The organism is Kribbella pittospori, from assembly GCF_004331465.1.
GTDB lineage: Bacteria > Actinomycetota > Actinomycetes > Propionibacteriales > Kribbellaceae > Kribbella > Kribbella pittospori.
The window spans coordinates 1-23,263 of the sequence record NZ_SJKB01000014.1 but is presented as its reverse complement, the minus strand read 5'-3'; the positions used below and the strand labels follow the sequence as shown (position 1 = coordinate 23,263).

General features: G+C 68.3%; 20 protein-coding genes. 7 read left to right on the top strand and 13 right to left on the bottom strand.

What is annotated here, in order from left to right:
• Positions 1 to 14: 14 nt before the first annotated feature.
• Positions 15 to 1,175: an anhydro-N-acetylmuramic acid kinase gene (locus E0H73_RS34530; RefSeq protein ID WP_131363582.1), complete on the bottom strand. Its 1,161-nt coding sequence runs from the start codon at positions 1,173 to 1,175 to the stop codon at positions 15 to 17.
• A 1-nt stretch (position 1,176) separates the two neighbouring features.
• Positions 1,177 to 2,475 (bottom strand): MFS transporter, encoded by a 1,299-nt coding sequence (locus E0H73_RS34525; protein WP_131363580.1) that lies wholly within the window; start codon positions 2,473 to 2,475, stop codon positions 1,177 to 1,179.
• A 286-nt stretch (positions 2,476 to 2,761) separates the two neighbouring features.
• Here E0H73_RS34525 and E0H73_RS34520 point away from each other — a divergent pair, with 286 nt between their 5' ends.
• Complete coding sequence (locus E0H73_RS34520; protein WP_131363578.1) at positions 2,762 to 3,676, top strand: endo-beta-N-acetylglucosaminidase H; 915 nt, start codon at positions 2,762 to 2,764, stop codon at positions 3,674 to 3,676.
• Between the two features lies 1 nt (position 3,677).
• On the opposite strand, the gene E0H73_RS34515 is transcribed toward E0H73_RS34520, so the two are convergent.
• Positions 3,678 to 4,199: a histidine phosphatase family protein gene (locus E0H73_RS34515; protein WP_131363576.1), complete on the bottom strand. Its 522-nt coding sequence runs from the start codon at positions 4,197 to 4,199 to the stop codon at positions 3,678 to 3,680.
• Positions 4,200 to 4,292: 93 nt separating this feature from the next.
• On the opposite strand from E0H73_RS34515, the gene E0H73_RS34510 reads away from it, so the two are divergent.
• The 3 genes from E0H73_RS34510 (at position 4,293) to E0H73_RS34500 (ending at position 7,691) form a co-directional block, all read left to right on the top strand.
• A complete protein-coding gene (locus E0H73_RS34510) occupies positions 4,293 to 6,152 on the top strand; it encodes an acyl-CoA dehydrogenase (protein WP_131363574.1) in 1,860 nt (619 codons plus the stop codon).
• 317 nt (positions 6,153 to 6,469) lie between these two features.
• The gene (locus tag E0H73_RS34505) at positions 6,470 to 7,240 is read left to right on the top strand and encodes a DUF4097 family beta strand repeat-containing protein (protein ID WP_131363573.1); all 771 of its coding nucleotides are present in this window, start codon (positions 6,470 to 6,472) and stop codon (positions 7,238 to 7,240) included.
• A gap of 202 nt (positions 7,241 to 7,442) precedes the next feature.
• Complete coding sequence (locus E0H73_RS34500) at positions 7,443 to 7,691, top strand: DUF6458 family protein (protein ID WP_131363571.1); 249 nt, start codon at positions 7,443 to 7,445, stop codon at positions 7,689 to 7,691.
• A 3-nt stretch (positions 7,692 to 7,694) separates the two neighbouring features.
• Here E0H73_RS34500 and E0H73_RS34495 read toward each other — a convergent pair whose 3' ends face one another.
• From E0H73_RS34495 to paaN, 9 genes are all read right to left on the bottom strand, one after another.
• The gene (locus tag E0H73_RS34495) at positions 7,695 to 9,476 is read right to left on the bottom strand and encodes an NHL domain-containing thioredoxin family protein (RefSeq protein ID WP_131363569.1); all 1,782 of its coding nucleotides are present in this window, start codon (positions 9,474 to 9,476) and stop codon (positions 7,695 to 7,697) included.
• Positions 9,477 to 9,530: 54 nt separating this feature from the next.
• Complete coding sequence (locus E0H73_RS34490; RefSeq protein WP_238164459.1) at positions 9,531 to 11,165, bottom strand: hypothetical protein; 1,635 nt, start codon at positions 11,163 to 11,165, stop codon at positions 9,531 to 9,533.
• A gap of 141 nt (positions 11,166 to 11,306) precedes the next feature.
• Positions 11,307 to 12,206, bottom strand: a complete 900-nt coding sequence (locus E0H73_RS34485; RefSeq protein WP_131363567.1) for a carbohydrate ABC transporter permease — start codon at positions 12,204 to 12,206, stop codon at positions 11,307 to 11,309.
• Positions 12,203 to 13,102: a carbohydrate ABC transporter permease gene (locus tag E0H73_RS34480; RefSeq protein WP_131363565.1), complete on the bottom strand. Its 900-nt coding sequence runs from the start codon at positions 13,100 to 13,102 to the stop codon at positions 12,203 to 12,205. Before E0H73_RS34480 ends, E0H73_RS34485 begins: the two co-directional genes overlap by 4 nt.
• 43 nt (positions 13,103 to 13,145) lie before the next feature.
• On the bottom strand, positions 13,146 to 14,423 hold the full coding sequence (locus E0H73_RS34475; protein WP_131363563.1) for an ABC transporter substrate-binding protein: 1,278 nt from the start codon (positions 14,421 to 14,423) through the stop codon (positions 13,146 to 13,148).
• Positions 14,424 to 14,627: 204 nt separating this feature from the next.
• On the bottom strand, positions 14,628 to 15,659 hold the full coding sequence (locus E0H73_RS34470; protein WP_131363561.1) for a zinc-dependent alcohol dehydrogenase family protein: 1,032 nt from the start codon (positions 15,657 to 15,659) through the stop codon (positions 14,628 to 14,630).
• A 9-nt stretch (positions 15,660 to 15,668) separates the two neighbouring features.
• Positions 15,669 to 16,187, bottom strand: a complete 519-nt coding sequence (locus tag E0H73_RS34465) for a flavin reductase family protein (protein WP_131363559.1) — start codon at positions 16,185 to 16,187, stop codon at positions 15,669 to 15,671.
• A gap of 13 nt (positions 16,188 to 16,200) precedes the next feature.
• The gene (locus E0H73_RS34460) at positions 16,201 to 17,586 is read right to left on the bottom strand and encodes a serine hydrolase (RefSeq protein ID WP_131363557.1); all 1,386 of its coding nucleotides are present in this window, start codon (positions 17,584 to 17,586) and stop codon (positions 16,201 to 16,203) included.
• Entirely contained in the window at positions 17,579 to 19,258 is a 1,680-nt protein-coding gene (gene paaN / locus E0H73_RS34455; RefSeq protein WP_131363555.1) for a phenylacetic acid degradation protein PaaN, read from the bottom strand. Before paaN ends, E0H73_RS34460 begins: the two co-directional genes overlap by 8 nt.
• A gap of 73 nt (positions 19,259 to 19,331) precedes the next feature.
• On the opposite strand from paaN, the gene paaI reads away from it, so the two are divergent.
• Genes paaI through paaK form a run of 3 tightly spaced genes read left to right on the top strand, consistent with a single transcriptional unit; the run spans position 19,332 to position 22,276 of the window.
• Positions 19,332 to 19,763: a hydroxyphenylacetyl-CoA thioesterase PaaI gene (gene paaI, locus E0H73_RS34450; protein ID WP_131363553.1), complete on the top strand. Its 432-nt coding sequence runs from the start codon at positions 19,332 to 19,334 to the stop codon at positions 19,761 to 19,763.
• Positions 19,760 to 20,965 carry a 3-oxoadipyl-CoA thiolase gene (pcaF, locus tag E0H73_RS34445; RefSeq protein WP_131363551.1) on the top strand — a complete coding sequence of 402 codons (1,206 nt, stop codon included), beginning with the start codon at positions 19,760 to 19,762 and terminating at the stop codon, positions 20,963 to 20,965. Before paaI ends, pcaF begins: the two co-directional genes overlap by 4 nt.
• 15 nt (positions 20,966 to 20,980) lie before the next feature.
• Complete coding sequence (gene paaK / locus E0H73_RS34440) at positions 20,981 to 22,276, top strand: phenylacetate--CoA ligase PaaK (RefSeq protein ID WP_131363549.1); 1,296 nt, start codon at positions 20,981 to 20,983, stop codon at positions 22,274 to 22,276.
• 105 nt (positions 22,277 to 22,381) lie between these two features.
• Here paaK and E0H73_RS34435 read toward each other — a convergent pair whose 3' ends face one another.
• A complete protein-coding gene (locus E0H73_RS34435; RefSeq protein WP_131363547.1) occupies positions 22,382 to 23,071 on the bottom strand; it encodes a DUF433 domain-containing protein in 690 nt (229 codons plus the stop codon).
• Positions 23,072 to 23,263: the final 192 nt, after the last annotated feature.

Here is a 23,263-nt window from a genome sequence, read left to right as displayed (position 1 = left end):
GTCCTAGTGTGGGGTCACTGGATCAAGAGGCGCACGGGAGGCCGCACGTCGGGCTCAGCCCCAGGCAGTCCCCGCAGTCCGGGGGTGATCGACCCGAGCACACTCGAGTGCCGCGCCCCCGTGCAGCTAGGCACCGTCCCACCCAGCCCGTGAGCCGTCAGGAACCCGAGTACGGCGAACGCGTACGCCTCCTTCGCCGCCGACGGCAATCCCAGCTCGTCCGTACTGCGCAACGGCACCGCCCCCAGCTCCCCGGCCAGCAGATGCATCAGCACCGGGTTGCGGATCCCACCCCCGGACGCGATCACCTCGGTCCCGCCATACCGTCGTACGGCGTCCGCCACGGTCCGGGCCGTCAACGCGGTCACCGTCGCGACCAGGTCGTCCGCCGGCACATCCGGCAGTCCGTCCAATGCCCGAGCGAGATAGGAAAGATTGAACAACTCCTTCCCGGTGCTCTTCGGCGCCGCCCGCTCGTAGTACGGCTCGGCCATCAACCGCCCGAACAGCTCCGGATGCACCTGCCCACGCCCAGCCATCGCCCCATCCGCATCGAACCCGAGCCGCCCACCGGTCAGCTCGGCCACCACCGCGTCGATCAACGCGTTCGCCGGGCCGGTGTCAAAGGCAACAGGTTCACCATGTACGACGGTGATGTTCGCGATCCCGCCAAGATTCAGAGCAATCGGTACGCCGGACCGCCCGCGCAACCACAGCACGTCGATGATGCTGACCAGCGGCGCACCCTGCCCGCCAGCCGCAACGTCACGGGCTCGCAGATCCGACACAACCGGAATGCCGGTCGCCTCAGCGATCCAGGCGGGCTGCCCCAACTGCAACGTCCCGCGCACCGTGCCGCCGTCGACCCAGTGGAACACCGTCTGCCCATGCGAAACGATCAGATCGGCGTACCCACCACACAGCTGCTCAACCGCCTGCCGAGCGACATCCTCGAACGCCTGCCCGATCCGCGTGTCCAGCCGGCACACCTGCTCCATCGACGTACTTGCCGGTGGCAACGACCCGGCCACGGCGGCGCGCAGGTCGTCGGAGTACGGCTGGCTGAGCATCCCGAGCGGGGTCAGCACCAACTCGTCCCCGTCCAGCCGCAGGTCCGCCGCAGCAGCGTCGATGGCGTCGTACGACGTCCCGGACATCAGGCCGATGACTCGCATGTCAGTCCCGCAACTCCCGTCGGTGGTCGTCTCCTCGCAAGGTGAGCAGCGCGCCAACGCTCACCGCACACGTCACCATCACATACCAGGCCGGAATGTCGATGTTGTCGGTCCGCTTGATCAACTCGGTGATGATGAGTCCGGCCGACCCGGAGAACACCGCATTCGACAGCGAGTACGCCAGCCCGAGGCCGGTGTACCGAGCCCGGGTCGGGAACATCTCCGCGAGCATCGCCGGCCCCGGCCCGGCCATCAGCCCGACAACCAGCCCGGCCACGAACACCGCGATCCCCTTGGCCGCGTTCCCGGAATCCTTGTCCTGCAAGAGATTCATCAACGGCAACGCGAGCACGACGACCAGCGCCGCACCGGTCGCCATCACTGGCCGCCGCCCGATCCGGTCGCTCAACCACCCGGCCGGAAGGATCGACACCGCGAATCCGAGGTTCGCCAGCACCGTCGCGACGAGCGCCTGCTGGAACGTCGCGTTCAGGGTGGCCTGCAAGTACGACGGCATCACGACGAGGAACGTGTAGCCGGCCGCCGACCAGCCCATCAGCCGGCCGATGCCCAGGGCGATCGCCTTCGCCACCTCGCCCGGCGCGGCCGGCTCGGGGTCGCGCTCCTGGACCCGCGCGAAGTTCGGCGTCTCCTCCAACTTGAGCCGCAGCCACAGCGCGACCAGACCGAGCGGCAGCGCGACCAGGAAGGGCACCCGCCAACCCCAGTCGTTCAGCGCCTCCTCGCTCAACGTCGTCGCCAGGATCGCCGCGAGCCCCGCCCCCGCGAGCAGTCCGAGCGCGACCGTGAACGACTGCCAACTGCCGTACAGTCCACGCTTCGTCTTCGGCGCGAACTCCGTCATGATCGACACCGCGCCACCGAACTCGCCACCGGCCGACAACCCCTGCAGCGCCCGCACCAGCGTCAGCAGCCACGGCGCAGCCGCCCCAACAGTCTCGTACGTCGGCAGTACGCCGATCAGCGTGGTCGACCCGGCCATCAGCAGCAGCACCAGGATCAGCGTCGGCCGCCGGCCGATCCGGTCGCCGACCCGGCCGAAGACAGCGGCCCCGATCGGCCGGAAGAAGAACGCCAGCGCGAACGACGCGTACGTCTTGATCAGGCTCTCCGCGTCGCTGGTCGACGTACTGCTGAAGAAGTTCGCCGCGATCACGGTGGCGAAGAACCCGTAGGCGCCGAACTCGTACCACTCGACGAAGTTCCCGACCGTCCCGGCGACCAGTGATCGCCGCGTCCGCGCCGTACCGACCTGGCCGGTTGCTGCTGGAGTGCTCACCTCGGGTCCTCTCCTGCCTGACCCCCGTAGGTTTCTCCCGCCCCCTGGATCCATCTTGGTCTATCAGTCACCAGCACCGCGACCCGGATGCAACCTTCCCCGCGCCGCTGGTGTCACCATCGACGTACCGCGGCCGTCCCGGAGGCCTTGACACCGGGTGAGCGCCGATCGATGATCGGTGACGCTATACCGGTTTATCTCCACTCGCCGCCTGCGCCTTCCGCCAGGCGGCGAATTGAACTTAACCGATATAGCGCACCGCCCACCTTTGACGAGGAGTCGATCGATGAGTCCACAGCTCATGCGGAGAAGGACCCTGTTGTCAGCCCTGGCCGCGGGCACCGCGGCGGCGACCACCGGGGTCGCACTGCCGGCCCAGGCGCAGCCGAAGAAGTGCCGCGCCCGGAAGCCCGGCCCGATCTCGGTGGTGTACGTCGAGGTCAACAACGAACCCATGACGAACGTCGCGAAGTACACGCTGGCCAGCGGTGGCGCACAGGTGTTCGACGTCGCGGTGATCTTCGCGGCCAACATCAACTACGACGGCACGAAGGCCTATCTGTCCTTCAACGAGAACGTGCAGAACGTGCTCGACAACGTGGCCACTCAGGTCCGGCCGCTGCAGCAGAAGGGCATCAAGGTCCTGCTGTCGATCCTCGGCAACCACCAGGGCGCCGGCTTCGCGAACTTCCCGTCCCAGCAGGCCGCCGACGCGTTCGCCCAGGAACTCGCCGACGCGGTCAACCAGTACGGCCTGGACGGTATCGACTTCGACGACGAGTACGCCGAGTACGGCAACAACGGCACCGGCCAGCCGAACGACTTCTCCTTCGTCTACCTGGTCCAGGCCCTCCGCCAGAAGCTGCCGAACAAGCTGATCACGCTCTACGACATCGGCCCGGCCGCGGACCGGCTGACGTACAACGGCCAGAGCATCGCCAACACCTTCAACTACGCCTGGAACCCGTACTACGGCACCTGGGGCGTCCCGAGCGGCCCGACGTCGAAGGCCCGCCTCTCTCCGGCCGCCGTCTCGTACACCGCGACAAGCTCGTCGACCGCCGCCGGCCTCGCCCAGCGCACGGTCGACGAGGGGTACGGCGTCTTCCTCACCTACAACCTGACGTCGGCGGACACCCACACCTACATCTCGGCGTTCACCCAGAAGCTCTACGGCAGCGCAGCGGTGTACACCCCATGAGTTAGAACTCGTACTCCCAGCCCGGCTTCCAGTCGAACGGGGCGGCGATCAGCTCCTCGAGCGGCGCACGACTACCCAGAAGGTGCTCGAAGGACCACCGGTTCGCCGAGTGGGCGACCACGAGCACCTTCTGGCCGTCGTACCAGCGCTTGATGTCGGCCAGGAACGAGCGGGTCAGCTCGAGGACGTCGGCATAGCTCTGCCCGCCGGGGAACGGCGTGTCGACGCGCCCGACCCGCGGCTCGAGTGCCCCCGACCGCGCTCCGTTCAGCTCGCCGTAGTTGCACTCGCGGAGCCGCCAGTCCTGGAAGTGCGGCACACTCAGGCCGGCCAGCTCGACCGTGTGGACGGCCCGCCGCAGGTCGGAGCTGAAGACGACATCGACGTCGCGCCGGCGCGGGCCGATCGCGATCGCCTCCCGGATCCCGGCCTGCGACAGCTGCCCCGGCAGCCATCCGGTCGAGATGCCGCGCTCGTTGTCCAGGGTGGTCGAGTGGGTCTCGTAGATCAGTGTCGTGGTCACACCTCACACCTAATCTCACTTTGCCTTCATTACCGGCCGGTATATACTTAAGTTACTCGTGAGTATGGCGCTGCGAAGAGGTAGGGGAACCCTGTGAACCACTACAAGTCGAATCTGCGGGACATCGAGTTCAACCTGCTCGAGGTCCTGGGCCGTGACGCGGTGCTCGGGCAGGGCCCGTACGCCGACATGGACGTCGACACCGCGCGTGAGGTGCTGGCGGAGATCGACCGGCTGGCCAAGCACGAGCTCGCCGAGTCCTTCACCGAGGCCGACCGCAACCCGCCGGTGTTCGACCCCGAGGCCCACGAGGTCCGGATGCCCGAGGCGTTCAAGAAGAGCTACCACGCCTACATGGACGCCGAGTGGTTCAAGCTCGAGTTGCCGGCCGAGCTGGGCGGACAGCCGACCCCACCGTCGCTGCGCTGGGCCGCCGCCGAGCTGGTGCTCGGCGCCAACCCGCCGGTGCACATGTACGCCGCCGGCCCGAACTTCGCGCACGTGCTCTGGCGCAACGGCACCGAGCGCGACCAGAAGATCGCGCACCACATCATCGAGCGCGGCTGGGGCGCCACCATGGTGCTGACCGAGCCGGACGCCGGTTCCGACGTGGGTGCCGGGCGCACCAAGGCCACGCTGCAGGACGACGGCAGCTGGCAGATCGAGGGCGTCAAGCGGTTCATCACCTCGGGCGAGCACGACCTGACCGAGAACATCATCCACCTGGTGCTCGCGCGGCCGCAGGGCATCGACGGCGTCGGCGGTCCGGGCACGAAGGGCCTGAGCCTGTTCGTGGTCCCGAAGTACGACTTCGACCTGGAGACCGGCGAGCTGACCGGAGAGCGCAACGGCGCCTTCGTCACGAACGTCGAGAAGAAGATGGGCATCAAGGTGTCCACCACCTGCGAGATCACCTTCGGCGACGGCGTACCGGCCAAGGGCTGGCTGCTCGGCGAGGTGCACGACGGCATCGCGCAGATGTTCCAGGTGATCGAGTACGCGCGGATGATGGTCGGCACCAAGGCGATCGCCACCCTGTCCACCGGCTACCTGAACGCGCTGGAGTATGCCAAGGAGCGCGTGCAGGGCGCCGACCTGACCCAGCCGGCCAAGGACGCGCCGCGGGTCACGATCACCCACCACCCCGACGTTCGCCGGTCTCTGATGACGCAGAAGGCGTACGCCGAGGCGCTGCGCGCGCTCGTGTTGTTCACGGCGACGTACCAGGACCGCGCGGAGCAGGCCCGGTACGCCGGTGAGCACGACGTGGTCGCCGAGGGCGTGAACGACCTGCTGCTGCCGCTGGTGAAGGGCTATGGCTCGGAGAAGTCGTGGACCCTGCTGGGCACCGAGTCGCTGCAGACGTTCGGCGGCTCGGGCTTCCTGCAGGACTACCCGATCGAGCAGTACGTCCGGGACGCCAAGATCGACACCCTGTACGAGGGCACCACGGCGATCCAGGGCCAGGACCTGTTCTTCCGCAAGATCATCAAGGACCAGGGCAAGGCGCTCGGCCACCTGGCCGAGCAGATCCAGGGCTTCGTCGCCTCCGAGGCCGGCAACGGCCGGCTGAAGGAGGAGCGCGGCCTGCTGGCGAAGGGCCTGGAGGACGCCCAGAAGATCCTGGGTGTGATGGGCCAGGCGCTGATGGCCAGCAACCCGCAGGCGGAGAACGGCGACCCGCGCAACATCTACAAGGTCGGCCTGAACACCTCACGACTCCTGTACGTGCTCGGCGACGTGGTCTGCTCCTGGCTCATGCTGCGGCAGGCCGAGGTCGCGCTGGACAAGCTGGGTGGCGAGCTCTCCGCCGCCGACCTCGACTTCTACACCGGCAAGGTGGCCGCGGCCCAGTGGTTCGTCCGCTCCACCATGCCGACGGTCCGGGCCGAGCGGATCAAGGCCGAGCTCACCGACCTCGACATCATGGACCTGCCCGAATCCGCCTTCTGACCCGAACCCCTCCGGCTCGACCACTTGCGCGGGTCGAGCCGGAGGCCCGGGCAGATGATCTGCCCCGGGTTGCCCCACGATCTGCCCTGGTGAGGAACGGCTGTTTGTAGGAGCGTTGCTGCCCGTGGCAACACAGCGGCCCTGGCTTGGCTTCCCCTGTCCGAGCCAGGGCCGTCCCCTGTCCCCCGCCGTACGCCGGGGGTGACCTCAGGAAGCCCTCAGGGACGCGCCGGGGGATCTGCCGGATCCTGCGGCACCGCCGGTCGGCCTACTGTCGAGCCGACAAGGTGGCGGGGCAGCAGAAGAAGAGGCGGACGATGGCGGAGAGCAAGCAACTGGGGGCTGTGCTTCTGGTGGTCGCGGCGGGACTGGCGTTCTGGACCTTCGGCGACCGGGACTCCGACGACACCCACACGATCGACGATCGGATCACCACGGTCGAGCTGGCCGCCAAGAACGCCGACGTCACGATCAGGGTGTCCGGCGACGACAAGACCACGGTGCAGGAGAAGCGCAAGTACTGGCTGTGGAAGCACGGCGACGCGTACTCCGTCGACAACGGCACCCTGAAGCTCGACGGCGACTGCGGCTGGCAGTGCAGCGCCGACTTCGAGGTGACCGTCCCGCGCGGTACCAAGGTGATCGGCCACAACGGCAGCGGCGACGTGTCCATCGCCGGAGTGAGCGGCGTCGACACGAAGTCCACGTCCGGCAAGGTCGAACTCAGCGACATCAGCGGTGACGTGAGGCTCGACCTGACCTCCGGCGATGTCGAGGTGTCGGACCTGACCGGCAAGCTGGACGTGACGGCGAACTCCGGTGACATCGAGGCGCGCGGCCTGAAGGGCGGCCCGGTGAACGTCGAGACCACCTCCGGCGACATCGAGCTCGACCTGGCCGAGGCGAACGACGTACGGGCCAAGGGCACCAGCAGCGACATCGAGATCTCCGCGCCGTCCGGTGGCTACAAGGTCAGCACCGAGACCCGCAGCGGCGAGGTCGGCAACGAGCTCGGCAACGACACCGGCGGGTCCCACACTCTCGAGGCGACCACCACCTCCGGCGACATCGAGCTCCACGCGCGCTGACGGTCCGTGTTTACCCTCCGGGTACAGATGGGGTGGCGCAAGCGACATCGGGTGTTGATGGATAACGCCGCCAACGCGGAGTAGCGTCGTGGGTGTAGAGCGACTTCACTAGGAGGCTCGACATGGGCGAGCGAAGCGAGCACATCATTCGGGACTGCGCACCTCGTGTCTCATGGGCGCCCGGAGCGAAGCGAGGACGCGCATGAGCATCGGTGTGGGGATCTTTTTGATGGTGGTCGGCGCCATCCTGGCGTTCGCGGTCCGGGACTCGTGGGACGCTGTCGACCTGACTGTTGTCGGCTACATCCTGATGCTCGCCGGCCTGGCCGGAATCATGCTCTCCTTCTACATCACGAACCGGCGCCGTCGCGTCGAGACCGACGCGATCGACCCCGCGGTCGAGGAGGAGTACCGCGTCGTCGAGGAACACCACCGCGACATCCAGGAGTAGTTCTCAGGCGGTAGCGCCTGAGAGCACCAGTTCGAGCCGGACCGCGCCGTCCGGCGTGACGCGGATCGGGACACCCCAGTCCTGGCGATGCATGTGGCAGGCCGGGAACTCGACCTCGGCCGAGTCGTCACACGAAGCCGCCTGGACGGCCACGTGCAGTACGCCGTCCCCGACCCGCTCGTCGATGACGAGCCGGCGACTCAAATCGGTGGAGTCGCCGGCGCCTTCGCGCAGCAGGTTCTCCGGCGTCGAGGACACCAGCAGCCGGGTCGACGGTCCGTATCGATCGTCCAGCTTCTGCCCCGGCGGTGGTGTGAAGACGACCTCCAGCGTCACGTCCCCACCCATCACATCCATCGGCGGCCGCTGGGTCCTGGTGCTGAACTCGTCCGCCTTCGCCGACGCACCCAGCGGGATCCGGGTCAGCCGATGCGCCGCCGACTCGACCACCAGCAGTTCGTTGCCCACGACAACAGCATCACTGGGCTCGGCCAGTCCGGTGGCCATCGTGTCGACCACGTCGGCGCGCGGGTCATAGCGTCGTACGGCGCCGTTGTAGGTGTCGGCGATCGCGATCGAGCCGTCCGGGACGACGGTCACGCCGAGCGGGTGCTGGAGCAGGGCCTCGCTCGCCTTGCCGTCGCGCAGGCCGAAGTCGAACAGGCCGGTGCCGACAGCTGTGTGGACCTCGGTGTCGATCCAGCGCAGCGCCGAGATCTCGGAGTCGGCCAGCCAGAGCCGGTCCCCGTCCGCTGCGAGGCCGCTCGTCTGCGCGAACCATGCCTCGGCCGGGGCGCCGTCCTTCAGACCTTCGTTGGTGGTGCCGGCGGCAACCTCTGCGACCTTGGTGAACGGGTCGTACGTCCACAACTGGTGGACTCCGGCCATCGCGATCCACACCTTGTCCTGCCACCAGGCGACGTCCCAGGGCGAGCTCAGTACGTCGGTCCCGTCACCGTCCATCCATTGCTTGCCGGTGCCGACGAGTGTGGTCACCTCGCCGGACTGCAACGCGATCCCACGGAGTGCGTGGTTGACGGTGTCCGCGACAACCACGTCGTACCCGAGTCGCGCGGCCACGTCGTCGGGCAGCAGGGTCAGCCCGTTCGGCTCGGAGAAGCGCGCCTGCGAGTCGCCGCCGTCCACGAACCCACGCTCGCCGGTGCCGATCCGGCGTACGACGGTGGTCGCGTCCTCGGCGAGCTCGACGATGCTGTGGTTTCCGGCGTCCGCCACCAGGAAACCATTGTCCAAGGCAACGACCTTGGCCGGGAAGCGGAGGTCGGTGGGCTCCGGCGCCGGAGCGACGTACGGCGACTTGCCCCGGGTCAGTGTGCCGGCGCGCTCGTGCTCCTCGATCAGCTCGGCCAGCTGGGCGTCGAGGGCATGCTCGTGTCCTTCACCGGAGTACTGCGCGACGATGTACCCGTTCGGGTCGACCAGGACCAGCGTCGGCCAGGCGCGGGCGGTGTAGTTCTGCCAGGTCACCAGCTGCGGGTCGTCGAGCACCGGGTGGCCGACCTCGTACCGCTCGACCGCGGACCGGACGGCCGCTTCCTCGCCCTCGTGCGCGAACTTCGGCGAATGCACCCCCACGATCACCAGCGCGTCGCCGTACTTCTCCTCCAGCGGCCGCAACTCGTCCAGCACATGCAGGCAGTTGATGCAGCAGAACGTCCAGAAGTCCAGCAGCAGGAACCGCCCCCGGAAGTCCGCGAGCGACAGCTCCCGCCCTCCGGTGTTCAACCATCCACGACCCTTGAGCTCCGGCGCACGCACATGCATGCCGCCATTGTCCGCCGCGACCCAAGAACGCCCGCGGGCGGCCCACCATCCGGATCAGCGGGGCAGGACCAGGGTGTCGGTGAGGAGTTTGGCGGTCTTGCGGAGGGTGGCGGGGGACGAGGAGAGGTCGGCGGCGAGGGCGTAGGGGGTGAGGGGTTCGCCAGGGCCGACGAGGCGGTGGCGGTGGGCCAGGAGCCAGACGATGGCGCGTGGCCAGGTGGAGAGGCGGGCCTTGGCGAGCAGGTCGGGGGCCTCGCGGACGAGGCGTTCGGCAATGTCGAAGGCGTCGGGAGCGTAGGCGTTGCCCAGGGTTTCGCCGGCCATCAGCCAGGCGTGCGGGGCGAGAACGGACAGGGTTGCGGCCTGGGACTTGTCCAGGCCATGCAGATCCGGCTGTGGCGGTGAGCCGAGACCGGACAGGGCGCGGTACGCGTCCTCCAGGTCGTTGGTGGTGTCGTCGAGGAAGACCCGCTCGCCCGGTTTCGAGCCGACCGGGTCGACCATCGCCGCGGCCTCCAGCGCAGGCGTCCACACATCCACCGCGTCAACCGCCTCGTCGATGGCGTCCAGCGCCAACTGGGTCCGGTCCCCCGCGAACCCCAGCCAGGCCTTGACCACCACCGGCACCGCCTCGAAGTAGGTGCTGTCGGCAAGCACCTTGCGGGGCAGCCAGTGCGCCAGGAACAACTCGACCAGTACGGCGCTCACCCGCAGTGGACCGCCGACGGTGTGGTCCACCGCGTGGTCGATCCACAGCCGCACGATGTCGCCCGCGTCGCCAGACAGGCCCGCGCCGTACGGCGACGCAAGGAAATCGTCGACCAACTGATCCCGCTGCCTCGGCGAGAGCAGAGGGCGAACCGGCGGCCGGATCGGGCGCTCCGGCAACTGGGTCAGCCGGTTCACCAGCAGGGCCGAGAAGAACTCGAAGTCCTCGCTGACCGGCGGATCGTCGTAGTCGTTGGTCTCGCCCAGCGCCTGCAGGATGATCCCGGCCGCGGTCGGCGGGCGGACCGACCGGATCGTCACCCGGCCACCGCGCTGGTACGCCTCCAGCACCCGGTCCACCGGCGGTCCGACGAACACGTCCTTCACGATCGCGCCGAGGTTGTTGTCGATGAACACCACCACGGTGTGCGGATGGTGGTCGTCGTCGTAGTCCAGTACGACGCTCAGTCCGTCACCGCTGATGTCCTCGGACACGATCGCGCTGGTCAGCCGGAATCCGGCGATCCGGGTCACCCAGTCCGGAACCTCGGCCTCGGTGCGGAGCCGGGACAGGTGTGCCCGTTGCAGCGGCAACCGGCCGGCCGGACCGACCGTGCGAGCCAGACTCGTCAGCAGGACAAAGGATTCGAGGTCGCGGCGCTCACCGAGCACCCGCGCGGCATCGGCCCAGAAGAACCGCTCGACCTCGCCGATCTCGTCCGGCCTCCCGGCCGGCCAGAGCTGATCGGCGAGCATCGCCGCGGACCGCGCGACGGAGGCCTCGGCGATCACCGGGTGCAGCGCCGGCGGTGCGGCGGCGAGGTCCAGGGAGAGCGTTTCCAGCAGGGTTTCCAGCACGGCGACGCTCGGCGTGGTGTCGACGTCGACACCAGCCGTGGGTCCGTGGGTCGGGCCCGGCGCCGAATCGACCAGCCGCAGGTGGCTGCGCCGTCCGTCCCGGCCTCGCGGTGACTTGGTCACGTCCGCGACATTACCGTCCAGTCCCAGTCCGCCGCAGGCCCCTGCGCGCGTCCTGTGGACAACGAGCTCGACACGCCGTCACCGGACGACTGCGGCCCGTGCTTGGAGTAGCACGGGCCGCGTCGTACGTCGTACTGCCGGTCAGCCCTTCAGGGCACCCGCCATCAGGCCGCCGATGAACCAGCGGCCCAGCAGGATGTACACCAGCAGGGTCGGGAACGAGGTGATCAGCGCACCGGCCATGCTGGCCGCGTAGTCGACCTTCTGGCCGCCTGACAGCGCCGCCAGGCCCAGCGTCACCGGGCCGTTGTTCTGCTGGGTCAGGAACAGGGCGAACAGGAAGTCGTTCCAGACCGAGGTGAACTGCCAGATCAGCGTCACCACGAACCCGGAGATCGAGATCGGCAGGATGATCCGCGCGTACGTCTGGACCAGTCCGGCGCCGTCCACCCGGGCCGACTCGATGATCTCGGTCGGCACGATCGTGGCGTAGTAGTTCCGGAAGATCAGCGTGCAGATCGGGATGCCGTAGATGCAGTGCGCGATGATCAGCGTCGGCACACCCCGGGTCACGTCCAGTTCGGTGAACGTCGTCCGCAGCGGCAGCATCACCGCCTGGTACGGGATGAACATCCCGAACAGGATGAACGCGAACACGATGTTCGCGCCGGGGAACCGCCAGCGGGCCAGCACGAACCCGTTCGCGGAACCGATCATCGAGGAGATGATCGCGGCCGGGATCGCCAGCGACAGCGAGCGGATCATGTACGGCCGTAGTACGTCCCACGCCTTGCTCCACGGCTCCAGCGTCCAGGTCTCCGGCAACGACCACTGCGCGGCGGCCGTGGTGTCGCTGGCGGTCTTGAAGCTGGTGACCACGACGACGTACACCGGGGTCAGCACGAACAACAGGAAGAGCAGCAGGAACAGGTACCGGAAGGTCCGGCTGCGTCGCGTCGAACCGTCGGCGATCGCACCGCGCCGCGGCTTGCGGGTGAGCGCCGCGGCGGCCTGGCCGGTGGCGGCTTCTGCGGCGCTCATTGTTTGGCCTCCTGCCGGGCGGTCCATGAGAGGTACGGGATGACGAGTACGGCGACGCACGCGAGCAGGACGATCGCGATCGCGGCCGCCTTGGCCTGATCACTGCGCAACAAGGTGTTCCACATGTAGATCGACGGCACCTCGGTGCGGAACTGGTTCGGCCCGGTGATCGCGTAGATCAGGTCGAACAGCTTCAGCGAGATGTGGCCGAGGATGATCAGCGCCGACAGCGCGATCGGCGACAGCTGCGGGAACAGCACGTACCGATACAGCTTGAACTCGCTCGCACCGTCGACCCGGGCGGCCTCGCGCAGCTCCGGGGGAATGCCCCGGAAGCCGGCCAGGAACAGCGCCATGATGTAGCCGGACATCTGCCAGACCGCGGGCAGGGCGATGGCCGCCATCGTCGTCCATCTGCTCCCCGCGGTCCACCACGGATTCTCCAGGAAGTTCAGATGGAGAATCGCGAAGAGCCGGTTCAGGCCGCGGGCGTCGTCACCCTGGGACGGATTCAGCAACCAGCCCCAGACCACGCCCGAGGCGATCATCGAGATCGCCATCGGGAACAGGAAGATCGACCGGAACACACCCTCGCCGGTGACCCCCTTCTCCAGCAGCAGGGCCCAGAGCAGGCCGAAGATCAGCGTGCCCACGATGAACGCCACCGTGAGCACGCCGAGGTTCTTCAGCGAGTTGAGGAACCGGTCCTCGTGGAACAGATTCACGTAGTTCTCGAAGCCGACGTAGTTGGCCGGGCCCTTGCGGGCCGTGTGCCGGTCGGTGAGCGAGGTGTTGAAGGACCACGCGATCAGCCCGTAGACGAAGTACCCGAGCAACAGCACGGTCGGCAGCAGCACCAGGGCACCAGGTCCCCAGGTGCGGATTCTTCCGTGCATGCTCAGTCCTCCCAGCCAGGCCGGATCCGCAACTCGTCGCGCATCAGCTCGTCTTCATCGCATTGGCGAGCGCCGTCTGCAACTTGGCGACGTCGGGGCTGCCACTGAACTGGCTGAGCGCGGAGAGGATGTCGTTGTTCTGACCCAGTGTGCAGGCGGCACCGTGGGCGCAGGACGGCACGATCTTGTTGCTCTTCCAGTCGGCCATCGCGGTCTGCTGGTACTTCGGGTAGTCGGCCGGCTGCGCGTCCGAACGGGCCGGGATCGAGCCCTTCTTGGTGTTGAACGCCTTCTGGCCCTCGGCCGAGCCGACGGTCTTCAGCCAGCACTTCGCACCGTCGGGGTCAGCCCCGTTGGTCGGCAGCGTGAACGAGTCCGCCAGGAACTGGAAGTTTCCCGCGGTCCCCGGAGCCGGCCAGTAGGTGTACGCCGAGTCCGGAACCTTGTCGGCCAGCTGCTGCGCGGCGACCCAGTCACCCATCAGCGTGTAGCCGGCCTGGCCCTTGTTCACGTACTGCAGCGCGTCCGGCCAGTCGATCGCCTCACGGTCGGCGTTCGTGTAGGTCAGCAGCTTCTTGTACTTCTCCAGTGCCGCGGTCACGTCCGCACCGGCCCAGTCGGTCTTGCCGTCCCACAGGCCGCTGAACTTGTCGGCCCCGAGGTCGGCCAGCAGCACGGCCTCGACCAGCATCTCCTGCGCGAAGCCCTTGGAGATCGCCAGCGGCGCCTTCACACCGGCCGCCTTCAGCTTGTCCATGTCCGCGATCCAGGCGTCCACGCTGTCCGGAGCCTTGGTGCCGTCGATGCTGGCCTTCTTCAGCACCGTCGGGTTGGCCCAGACCACATTGGCGCGGTGGATGTTGGCCGGGATCGAGTAGATCTTGCCGTCGACGGTCAGGTTGTCGATCAGGTTCTGCGGGAAGGCCTTGTCCAGCCCGTAGTCCTTGTACAACTGGCTGACGTCGTCGACCTGGCCGGCGTTGATGTAGTCCTTCAGCTCCGCGCCGGCGTGCGCCTGGAACGTCGACGGCGGCTTACCCGCCTGCAGGTCGTTGGCCAGCACCTGCTTGGCGTTCGACCCGGCGCCACCCGCGACCGCGGAGTTGACGAACTTGAAGTCCTTGCAGTCGGTGTTGAACACCGAGACCATGCCGTCCAGACCGGCCTTCTCGCCGCCATCGGCCCACCAGGTGAAGACGGTGACGTCCTTGCTCGCCGCCGAATCCCCGCCGCCGCCGCCGTCATCGCTGTTCCCGCAGGCGCTGACCGCGAGAAGACCCGCCGCACTCAGCACCGCGAGGGTCTTACTCAGACCACGCATGTTCACTCTCCGATCACTTGGGTGGAGCCGCCTGTGACAACGATGCCCCCTTGACGGCCCAACTCTGGGCACGCGGCCCGCCGAGTGTCAACGCTCCGCGCAGGCGCGTTGCGCAGCCGTGACCCCGCGCGCCGCACGAGTGTGAGAGCGCGCACATCGGGTGCCCGATCGGCACCTTGATCAGTCGCGTTGCGCGAAACTTTCCTACGGACGCAGCAGAACCTTGATCGCCCGCCGCTCGTGCATGGCTTTGTAGCCCTCGGCCACTTCCGCCAGCGGCAACTCGAGGTCGAAGACCTTGCCCGGGTCGATCTCGCCCGCAAGTACGTCGGCCATCAACCGCGGCAGGTACGCGCGAACCGGAGCGGCCCCACCGGCCAGACCGACGTTCCGCCGGAACATCACGCCGATCGGCGGCTCCACCCCGTGCGGCACCCCGACGAACCCGACCATGGCCCCGGCCCTGGCGACATCGAACGCCGTCGTCATCGACTGCCCGGTCCCGACACACTCGAGCACCGCGTCCGCGCCGACTCCACCGGTCAGTTCGAGTACGGCGTCCCGCGCCGCGTCATCGCGTTCGGAAATGATGTCCGTGGCACCGAATTCGACGGCAAGCTTTTGACGTGGTTCGTGCCGTGACAACGCGACGACTCGCTCGGCCCCCATCCGCGAGGCCGCAAGTACGCCGCACAGACCGACCGCACCGTCACCGACGACCACCACGGTGTCGCCGGCCTTCACCCGCGCGGCCCGGGCGGCATGCCAGCCGGTGCCCATCACGTCGGACAGCGCGAGCAGCGACGGGATCTGTGCGTCGTCCGGCACCTCGGGTGTTGCCACCAGCGTGCCGTCGGCGAACGGGAGCTTGACGTACTCGCCCTGGCCGCCGTCGGCCAGGTCGGTGCCGTAGCCGACCCGGTTCTGGCAGGCCGTCTGGTACCCGGCCTGGCAGTTCGGGCAGGTGCCGTCGCTCACCACGAACGGCGTGATCACGAAGTCGCCGGGCTTGACCGTGCGCACCTCGGCGCCGACCTCCTCGACGATCCCGACGAACTCGTGCCCGATCCGCCGCGGCTCCGCCACCGGGTTCTCGCCCCGGTACGGCCACAGGTCCGAGCCACAGATGCATGAGGCAACGATCTTCACCAGCGCATCCGTCGGCCCGTCGATCTTCGGATCCGGTACGTCGCTCAGCCGGATGTCGAACGGGGCATGAATCATCGTGGCACGCATGCCGCCAGCTTAAGCCGTGCTGTAGCGGCCCCTGCGATGGACCAGGGGTGGGACCTCGTCGGGGGCAAGCTCGACGTGGGCGATCTCCAGCTGGACTTGGAGGGCCCAGCCGACCTCGGGCGGGTCGGGCGTGGTCAGGGTGCAGCCGGCCCAGGTGGTGACACCGGCCGGAGCCGGGCCCCACTCGGTGTCCGTCCAGTCGATCAGCCGGAACGGGCCGCCCGGAGCCGGCGCGACATAGCCGAATGCATCGGCCAGTTGCTGATGCGAGGCGCCGAGCAGGGCGACGACCGCGGTCCTTGCCTGACGCAACATTTCCCACAGGTCCGAGTCAGGGTCGATCAACCCGATCACGTAGCCGGGCTCGCCATCGGCCACCAGCATGGACGACACCGTGAGCCCCGCGCGCTTCCCGTCGTACGAGCTGGTCCACAGGCTGACCGGCGACGGCAGCCGCCCGCGCAGCCTGCGGACCGGACTGCGCTCGGACTCGGGCGGCAAGAACGGGTGATCGCCGTGGATCGTCATACCCGCACGGTACTTACCGCGCGGTCACGCGGGGCGGCAGGGTGAAACGGTCGATCGGGTGGCTCAGCAGACCCATGGCGTGACGAACCGTCTCCGGCCGGCCATCCGCGTCGAAGGTGAACCGGTACCGCTGACCGTAGGCGCCGGAGCCGCCGTCCTCGGTCACCAGCAGCGTGTCACCGTCGGCTTCGAGCACAGTCGGCTTGTCGGCGGGATTGCCTTGAGCCGGGTCGAGAGCGTAGAGGCGACCGCCGAGCTGGACGATGTCGCTGACACCCCACAGGTTGGCGTAGCGACCGGTGAAGCGGGCCAGATCGGCCGTGTCACCCGGACGGTCCTTCGACTCGGCCAGATCGAGCAGCCGGAAGAATCCTTCGGCCAACTGCCCTGCGGGACCGTCGATCGAGTTCGTCAGGACGGAGACCGCGATCCCGGCCGACTTGTCGAACATGGACCTGGTGATGTGCCCCGGGTAGCCACCACCGTGCCCGATCAGCTGCCGGTTGCCGGTCTTCGCAAGATGCATGCCCAGCCCGTACCTCGGCCAGTCGTCCTCCGACGTCTGCCACAGCGGGTGCTGCATCTCGCGCTTCGACTTGTCCGTCAGCAGCCGGTCGTCGCCCGGCAGGTGCGCGGAGAAGTAGGTGACCAGATCCCGGGCGTTGCCGAAGAAGCCGGTCGCCGGGGCCAGCGCGCGCGTGTCGACGTGCTCGATCGGGACCCGGTCCGGTGCGTATGACAGTGCGCTGTAGCCGGCGGCGTACTCCGTGAGGCGGGCCGGATCCAGCTCCGGTCCGAGTCCGGACAGGCCGAGCTTGTCCACGATCGCAGTCTGGACATAGGAGTTGTACGACGTCCCGGACGCGGCCTCCACCACCAGACCGAGCAGTCCGTAGCCGATGTTCGTGTACTTGAAGCGCTCGTTCTCCGGCATCACGGCCGACGACTCCTGCCGCAGTACCTCCAGCAGCTCGTCCCGGTCCGGGAACTTGGTCTGGAGCTGCCACCAGTCGGCGGCGTCGCTGTCCCGGGTGATCCCACCGGCGTGCGCCAGCAGTTCACGGACGGTCCGCTCACCGAGCGGCGTACCGAGAATCTCGGTGACGTGCTGAGACGCCTTGTCGTCCAGCCGCAACCGCCCCTGCTCGACCAGTTGGAAAACGGCCGTCGCGGTGAACGTCTTCGAATGCGACGCGATCCGGAACAGGTGCTGTTCGGTCAGCGGTACGTCGTCCTCGACGTCCGCCATCCCGTACGCCACCGAGAAGGCGACGCCGTTCCCGGCGTACACCGCGGCCTGGACCCCGGGCACCCGCTGGAAGCGTTGGTTGAACGCCAGCCAGGTGTCGTAGTAGGCGAGTACTTCGCGCAGGTTCTCGGAATCCGAAGCGTCAGACATGACGCCTAGATTGAATGACGCGGAAGCGACTCGCAACGTAAGCGCCGTCGGTGTATGTCGCATTGGCGGCTGGATTCGCGCCGGTGCCGTGGAAATCGCTGAAAGCAGCCGATTGATTGACGAACACCGGGCCGGTCAGGTTCTCCGACAGGGCGACCCCGGCGTCGAGCGCGGCGTCGCGGGCCTGGTCGAGCACCTTCGGGTCGGTCGAGTAGATCCCGGCCGTCATCGCGCCGCCTTCGGTGACGGTCGAGCGGAACAGGTCGATGGACTCCGCGGTGTCCGCAGTCCGGACCAGGAACGACACCGGCCCGAAGCACTCGCGGCCGTACACCTCGTCGTCCTTGGCGTCGATCGCGACCAGCAGCGGCGTACGCACGACTGCGTCCGGGAAGGACGGGTGCTGGATCGCACGGGACTCCAGCACGACCTCGCCGTACTCCGGGGCCAGCTCGAGCCGGCTGAGCACGGCCTGGTTCACGATGCCGCCGAGGATCTCGACCGCCCGGGCGTCGTCGCCGAGCAGCTTGCCCATCGCGCCGGCGATGCCCGCGCCGACCTCGTCGAAGGACTTGTGCCCCTCGTCGGTCTCGATCCCGCCGGCCGGGACGAAGATGTTCTGGGTCGTGGTGCACATCTGGCCCGAGTACAGCGACAGGGTGAAGGCGAGGTTCCCGCAGAGCGCCTTGAAAGCGTCGGTCGAGTCGATGATGACCGCGTTGACGCCGGCCTTCTCGGTGAAGACGGTCGCCTGGGTCGCGTTCTGCTCCAGCCACTCACCGAACTCGGTGCTGCCGGTGAAGTCGATCAGCTTGACCTCGGGACGCTGGGCCAGTGGCTTGGCCAGGCCGTCACCGGCGTGCTCCACGGCCAGGGTGACCAGGTTCGGGTCGAAGCCGGCCTCGGCGAGCACCTCGCGGCAGACCTCGACGGTGATCGCCAGCGGCAGGACCGCGAGCGGGTGCGGCTTGACCACGACGGCGTTGCCGGTGACCAGCGACGCGAACAGGCCGGGCCACGAGTTCCAGGTCGGGAACGTGTTGCAGCCGATCACCAGCGCGACCCCACGGCCGGTGACGGTGAACGTCTTCTCCATCCGGATCGGGTCGCCCTTGGCCGGCTTCTCCCAGGTGGCCTCGGCCGGATACCGGTGCATCTCCTCGTAGGCGTACGCGACCGCCTCCAGCGCCCGGTCCAGCGCGTGCGCGCCGCCGGCCTGGAACGCCATCACGAATGCCTGCCCGCTGGTGTGCTGGACCGCGTTGGCCAGCTCGAACACCCGCTGGTGCAGCCGGGCGAGGATCTCCAGCGTGACCCCGGTCCGGGCGTCGATCCCGGCCTTGCGCCAGTCGGAGATGCCCTGTTGAGCCGCTGCCACCAGCTCGTCCAGCCCGTCCTCGACCGTCCGCGGGTAGGCGACGTCCATCGTGATGCCGAACGGCGACTGCTCTGTGATGACCGTGCCGCGCGACCCCGGGGTTTCCAGGGCGTACGTCGTACTCAGATGGGCCTCGAAGGCTGCCTTGCCGTCGGCGGCCGCCGTCTCGCCGTACACGCGGGGACTGGGAGACTCCGGGAAGGCGGAGTGGTAGCCGCGGCCGCGGATGGCCGCGATGGCGGCGTCCAAGCGTTCGCGGTGGGTGGCGAGCCGATCGGTACCGGTGGTGGTCATGACTGCGATGTTACAGTCAACGGCACAATCAGAGATAGGTTGTCACAACCTTAGTTCTCGATGGGGCGAATCCATGGGTGACGAGCTGGCGGCCCGCGTGGCCGCGGCGATGTGGGCGGAGGACACCGCCAGCGCCGGCCTCGGCATGCGGCTGGTCGACGTCGGCGAGGGCACGGCCCGGCTCGAGATGCCGGTGCGCGAGGACATGGTCAACGGGCACGGGATCGCGCATGGTGGATTCGTGTTCAGCCTGGCCGACTCCGCGTTCGCGTTCGCCTGCAACTCGCGCAACCAGGTGACCGTCGCGCAGGCCTGCGACATCGTCTTCGTCGCCCCGGCCCGGCGCGGGGACCTGCTCGTCGCCGAGGCACACGAGCGGACGGCGTTCGGCCGGAACGCGATCTACGACGTGACGGTTCGGCGCGGCGACGACGTGATCGCCGAGTTCCGCGGCCGCAGCCGTCAGTTGTCCGGCACCATCCTGGCCTCGGAGGAGGAGTCATGACCCGTGAGGCGTTCCTGGTCGACGGCGTGCGCACGCCAATCGGACGGTACGGCGGTGCGCTCGCGACTGTCCGGCCGGACGATCTGGCCGCGCATGCGGTGTCCGCGTTGCTGGCCCGGCACAGCGCGCTCGATCCTTCGCTGGTCGACGACGTGATCCTCGGCTGCGCGAACCAGGCCGGCGAGGACAACCGCAATGTGGCGCGGATGGCGGTGCTGCTGTCCGGACTCCCGGTCGAGGTTCCGGGGACGACGATCAACCGGCTCTGCGGCTCCGGTCTGGACGCGGTCGCCTCGGCGGCCCGCTCGATCGTTGCCGGTGACAACGAGATCGTGATCGCCGGTGGGGTCGAGTCGATGTCGCGGGCGCCGTTCGTGATGCCGAAAGCGACGACCGCGTTCTCCCGGCAGGCGGAGATCTTCGACACCACGATCGGCTGGCGGTTGGTGAACCCGGTGCTGCAGTCGCAGTACGGGATCGACTCGATGCCGGAGACCGCGGAGAACGTGGCCGCGGAGTTCAACGTGTCGCGCGAGGACCAGGATCTGTTCGCGCTGCGCAGCCAGCAGCGGGCCGCGAAGGCCCAGGCGAACGGGCGGCTGGCCGAGGAGATCGTCGCGGTCTCCGTCCCCGGCAAGCGCGGTGCGGTGACTGTCGTCGACGCCGACGAGCACCCGCGGGAGACCTCACTGGAAGCCCTGGCCGGGCTGAAGACGCCGTTCCGCAGCCCCGGAACGGTTACCGCCGGCAACGCGTCGGGCGTGAACGACGGCGCGGCCGCGCTACTGGTGATGAGCGGCGAGGCGGTGTCGCGGCTCGGTGTCACTCCTCTCGCCAGGATCGTCGGTACGGCGGCCGCCGGGGTGCCGCCGCGGATCATGGGCATCGGTCCGGCGCCCGCCACCCGCAAACTGCTCGCCCGCACCGGCGTCGCGCTGTCCGACATCGGCGCGATCGAACTGAACGAGGCGTTCGCGTCCCAGTCGTTGGCAGTACTGCGCGAGCTCGGCCTCCCCGACGACGCCGAGCACGTCAATCCGAACGGCGGCGCCATCGCCCTCGGCCACCCGCTGGGGATGTCCGGTGCCCGCCTCGCTCTGACCGCCGCCCTGGAGCTTCGCCACCGCGACGCCGGGTACGCGCTGGCAACCATGTGCATCGGAGTCGGTCAGGGCATCGCGACCCTGCTCGCCCGTCCCTGATCGGTAGGTGGTGTGATGCTCGGCGATCCCTGTCCCGAGAACCTGCGTGACGACGGTGAACGGCTGTCCGTCGACGAACTCAGGTCCCGTCAGCTGTCGTTGCTGCAGGCAACCGTCAGGACGACGTACTCGCAGGTCCCGCACTATCGCGCGGCCTTGGATGCGGTCGGTTTCGCGCCGGGCGATCTGAAGTCGCTGGAGGATCTGAGCCGGTTGCCGTTCACGGCCAAGGCGGACCTGCGCGACAACTATCCGTTCGGGATGTTCGCCGTACCGCGGTCCGAAGTGGTGCGGGTGCATGCCTCCTCGGGTACGACGGGACGGCCGACGGTGGTCGGGTACACCCAACGCGATGTGGATACGTGGGCCGACCTGATGGCGCGGTCGATCCGCGCGGCCGGTGGGCGTGCGGGCGATGTGTGCCATGTTGCCTACGGCTACGGTCTGTTCACCGGTGGCCTCGGGGCGCACTACGGTGCCGAGCGGTTGGGGTGCACCGTCGTACCGGTGTCCGGCGGGATGACCGAGCGGCAGGTCGACCTGATCCGCGACTTCGGCGCCCAGATCATCATGGTCACGCCGTCGTACTTCCTCGCCATCGTGGACGAGATGGAAGCGCGCGGGATGGATCCGCGGGACACCTCGCTGCGGATCGGCATCTTCGGCGCCGAACCGTGGACCGAGCAGATGCGCACCGAGGTCGAGCAGCGGACCGGGATGCACGCCGTCGACATCTACGGCCTGTCCGAGGTGATGGGGCCGGGTGTCGCGCAGGAATGTGTGGAGACCAAGGACGGCCTGCACATCTGGGAGGACCACTTCTACCCGGAGATCATCGACCCGGTCACCGGCGAGGTACTGCCGGACGGCGAGATCGGCGAACTCGTCTTCACCACGCTGACCAAGGAAGCCTTTCCGGTACTGCGCTATCGCACCCGGGACCTGACTCGGCTGCTCCCAGGCACGGCGCGGCCCGGGATGCGGCGGATGGAGAAGATCACCGGCCGCACCGACGACATGATGATCGTCCGCGGCGTCAACGTGTTCCCCACGCAGATCGAGGAACAGATCCTCCTGGTCGAAGGCCTGACCCCGCACTACCTCTGCGTCCTCACCCGCCCGGGCCGCCTCGACGAACTCACCGTCCAGGTCGAAGCAGCACCCGGCCTCACCGACACCACGACCGCCGGCGCTCACCTCGCCCGCCGCATCAAAGAGCGAGTAGGCGTTACCGCCACCGTCGAGGTCCTCCCTCCCCACGCCCTCGAACGCTCCCTCGGCAAGGCCAAGCGGATCAAGGACGAGCGGTAGGCGTACCGCTCGACAGGAGGTGTCGCCCGCATCGGCCGCCCGGCGGGCGTGTCCTCGCGGCAGTGGCAGCACGTGGAGCCCCATACGTCCTGTCGAGATGTCCCCTCACAGCAAGGAGTCGGCCTGGGGCCGGGTGTGGCTGGCCTTGCGGAAGGCCGGTGGCCGGATGTGCGGGCGGACCAAGGCCTCCACCTCGAAGTCCTCGAGGCTGAACTTGGCGGCGATCTCGCGGTACGTCGCCCCGGTGCGGACCCGATCGATGACGTCCTCGACGCGGACCTCGGAGCCCTCGACGAGGGGCTGTCCGCCGGCTCGTTCCGGATCCACGACGACATCCACGTCGTGGTAGATGACCAGCCGCAGCGTTCCGGCGTACCCGTCCTCGGACCAGCCGATCGCGGCCGACCCACGGCACAGTACGCCGGGCAGGCCGCCTTGACTATCGCGGATGCGTTCCCAGCCTTGTTCGCGGCCTTCGGCGGCGATCTCGATCAGCAGATCCCGGCCGTCGTGCGCCAGCCCGGACCACGCCAACGGATAGTGCCGCCCGGCGCGGGAGCGCAGCGCGACTGCCGCTTCACCGATCGCCTGGAGCGACAACCCGGCGTACCTGAGTTGTCGCAGCATGTGTGTCTCGACCAGCCCAGCGAAAGTGATCGTCGGCTCCCCGCGTCCACCGCTGCCCGCCTCCAGCGCACCCGACCGCAACCAGTCCCCGAGCGTCGTCGCGGGCAATCCCAGTTGGAGCGCCACCTCGGCACGTGTGTACAGCGGCAGGTCGAACCGTGGATCCACGTCTCACCTCTTCGCGCGGTGCGGGCGCAGTACTGACCCGAGCATGCCACGCCCCCGATCCGACTTTGTGCACCCACCAAGCCACGTCGCGGCGGCGGTTTCAACCAGTTGTTGCACGCAGCGCCTCGTCGAGGGCTTGGGCTGGAGTCTTCCATCCCAGGGTCTGTCGTGGGCGGGTGTTCAGCCGGTGGG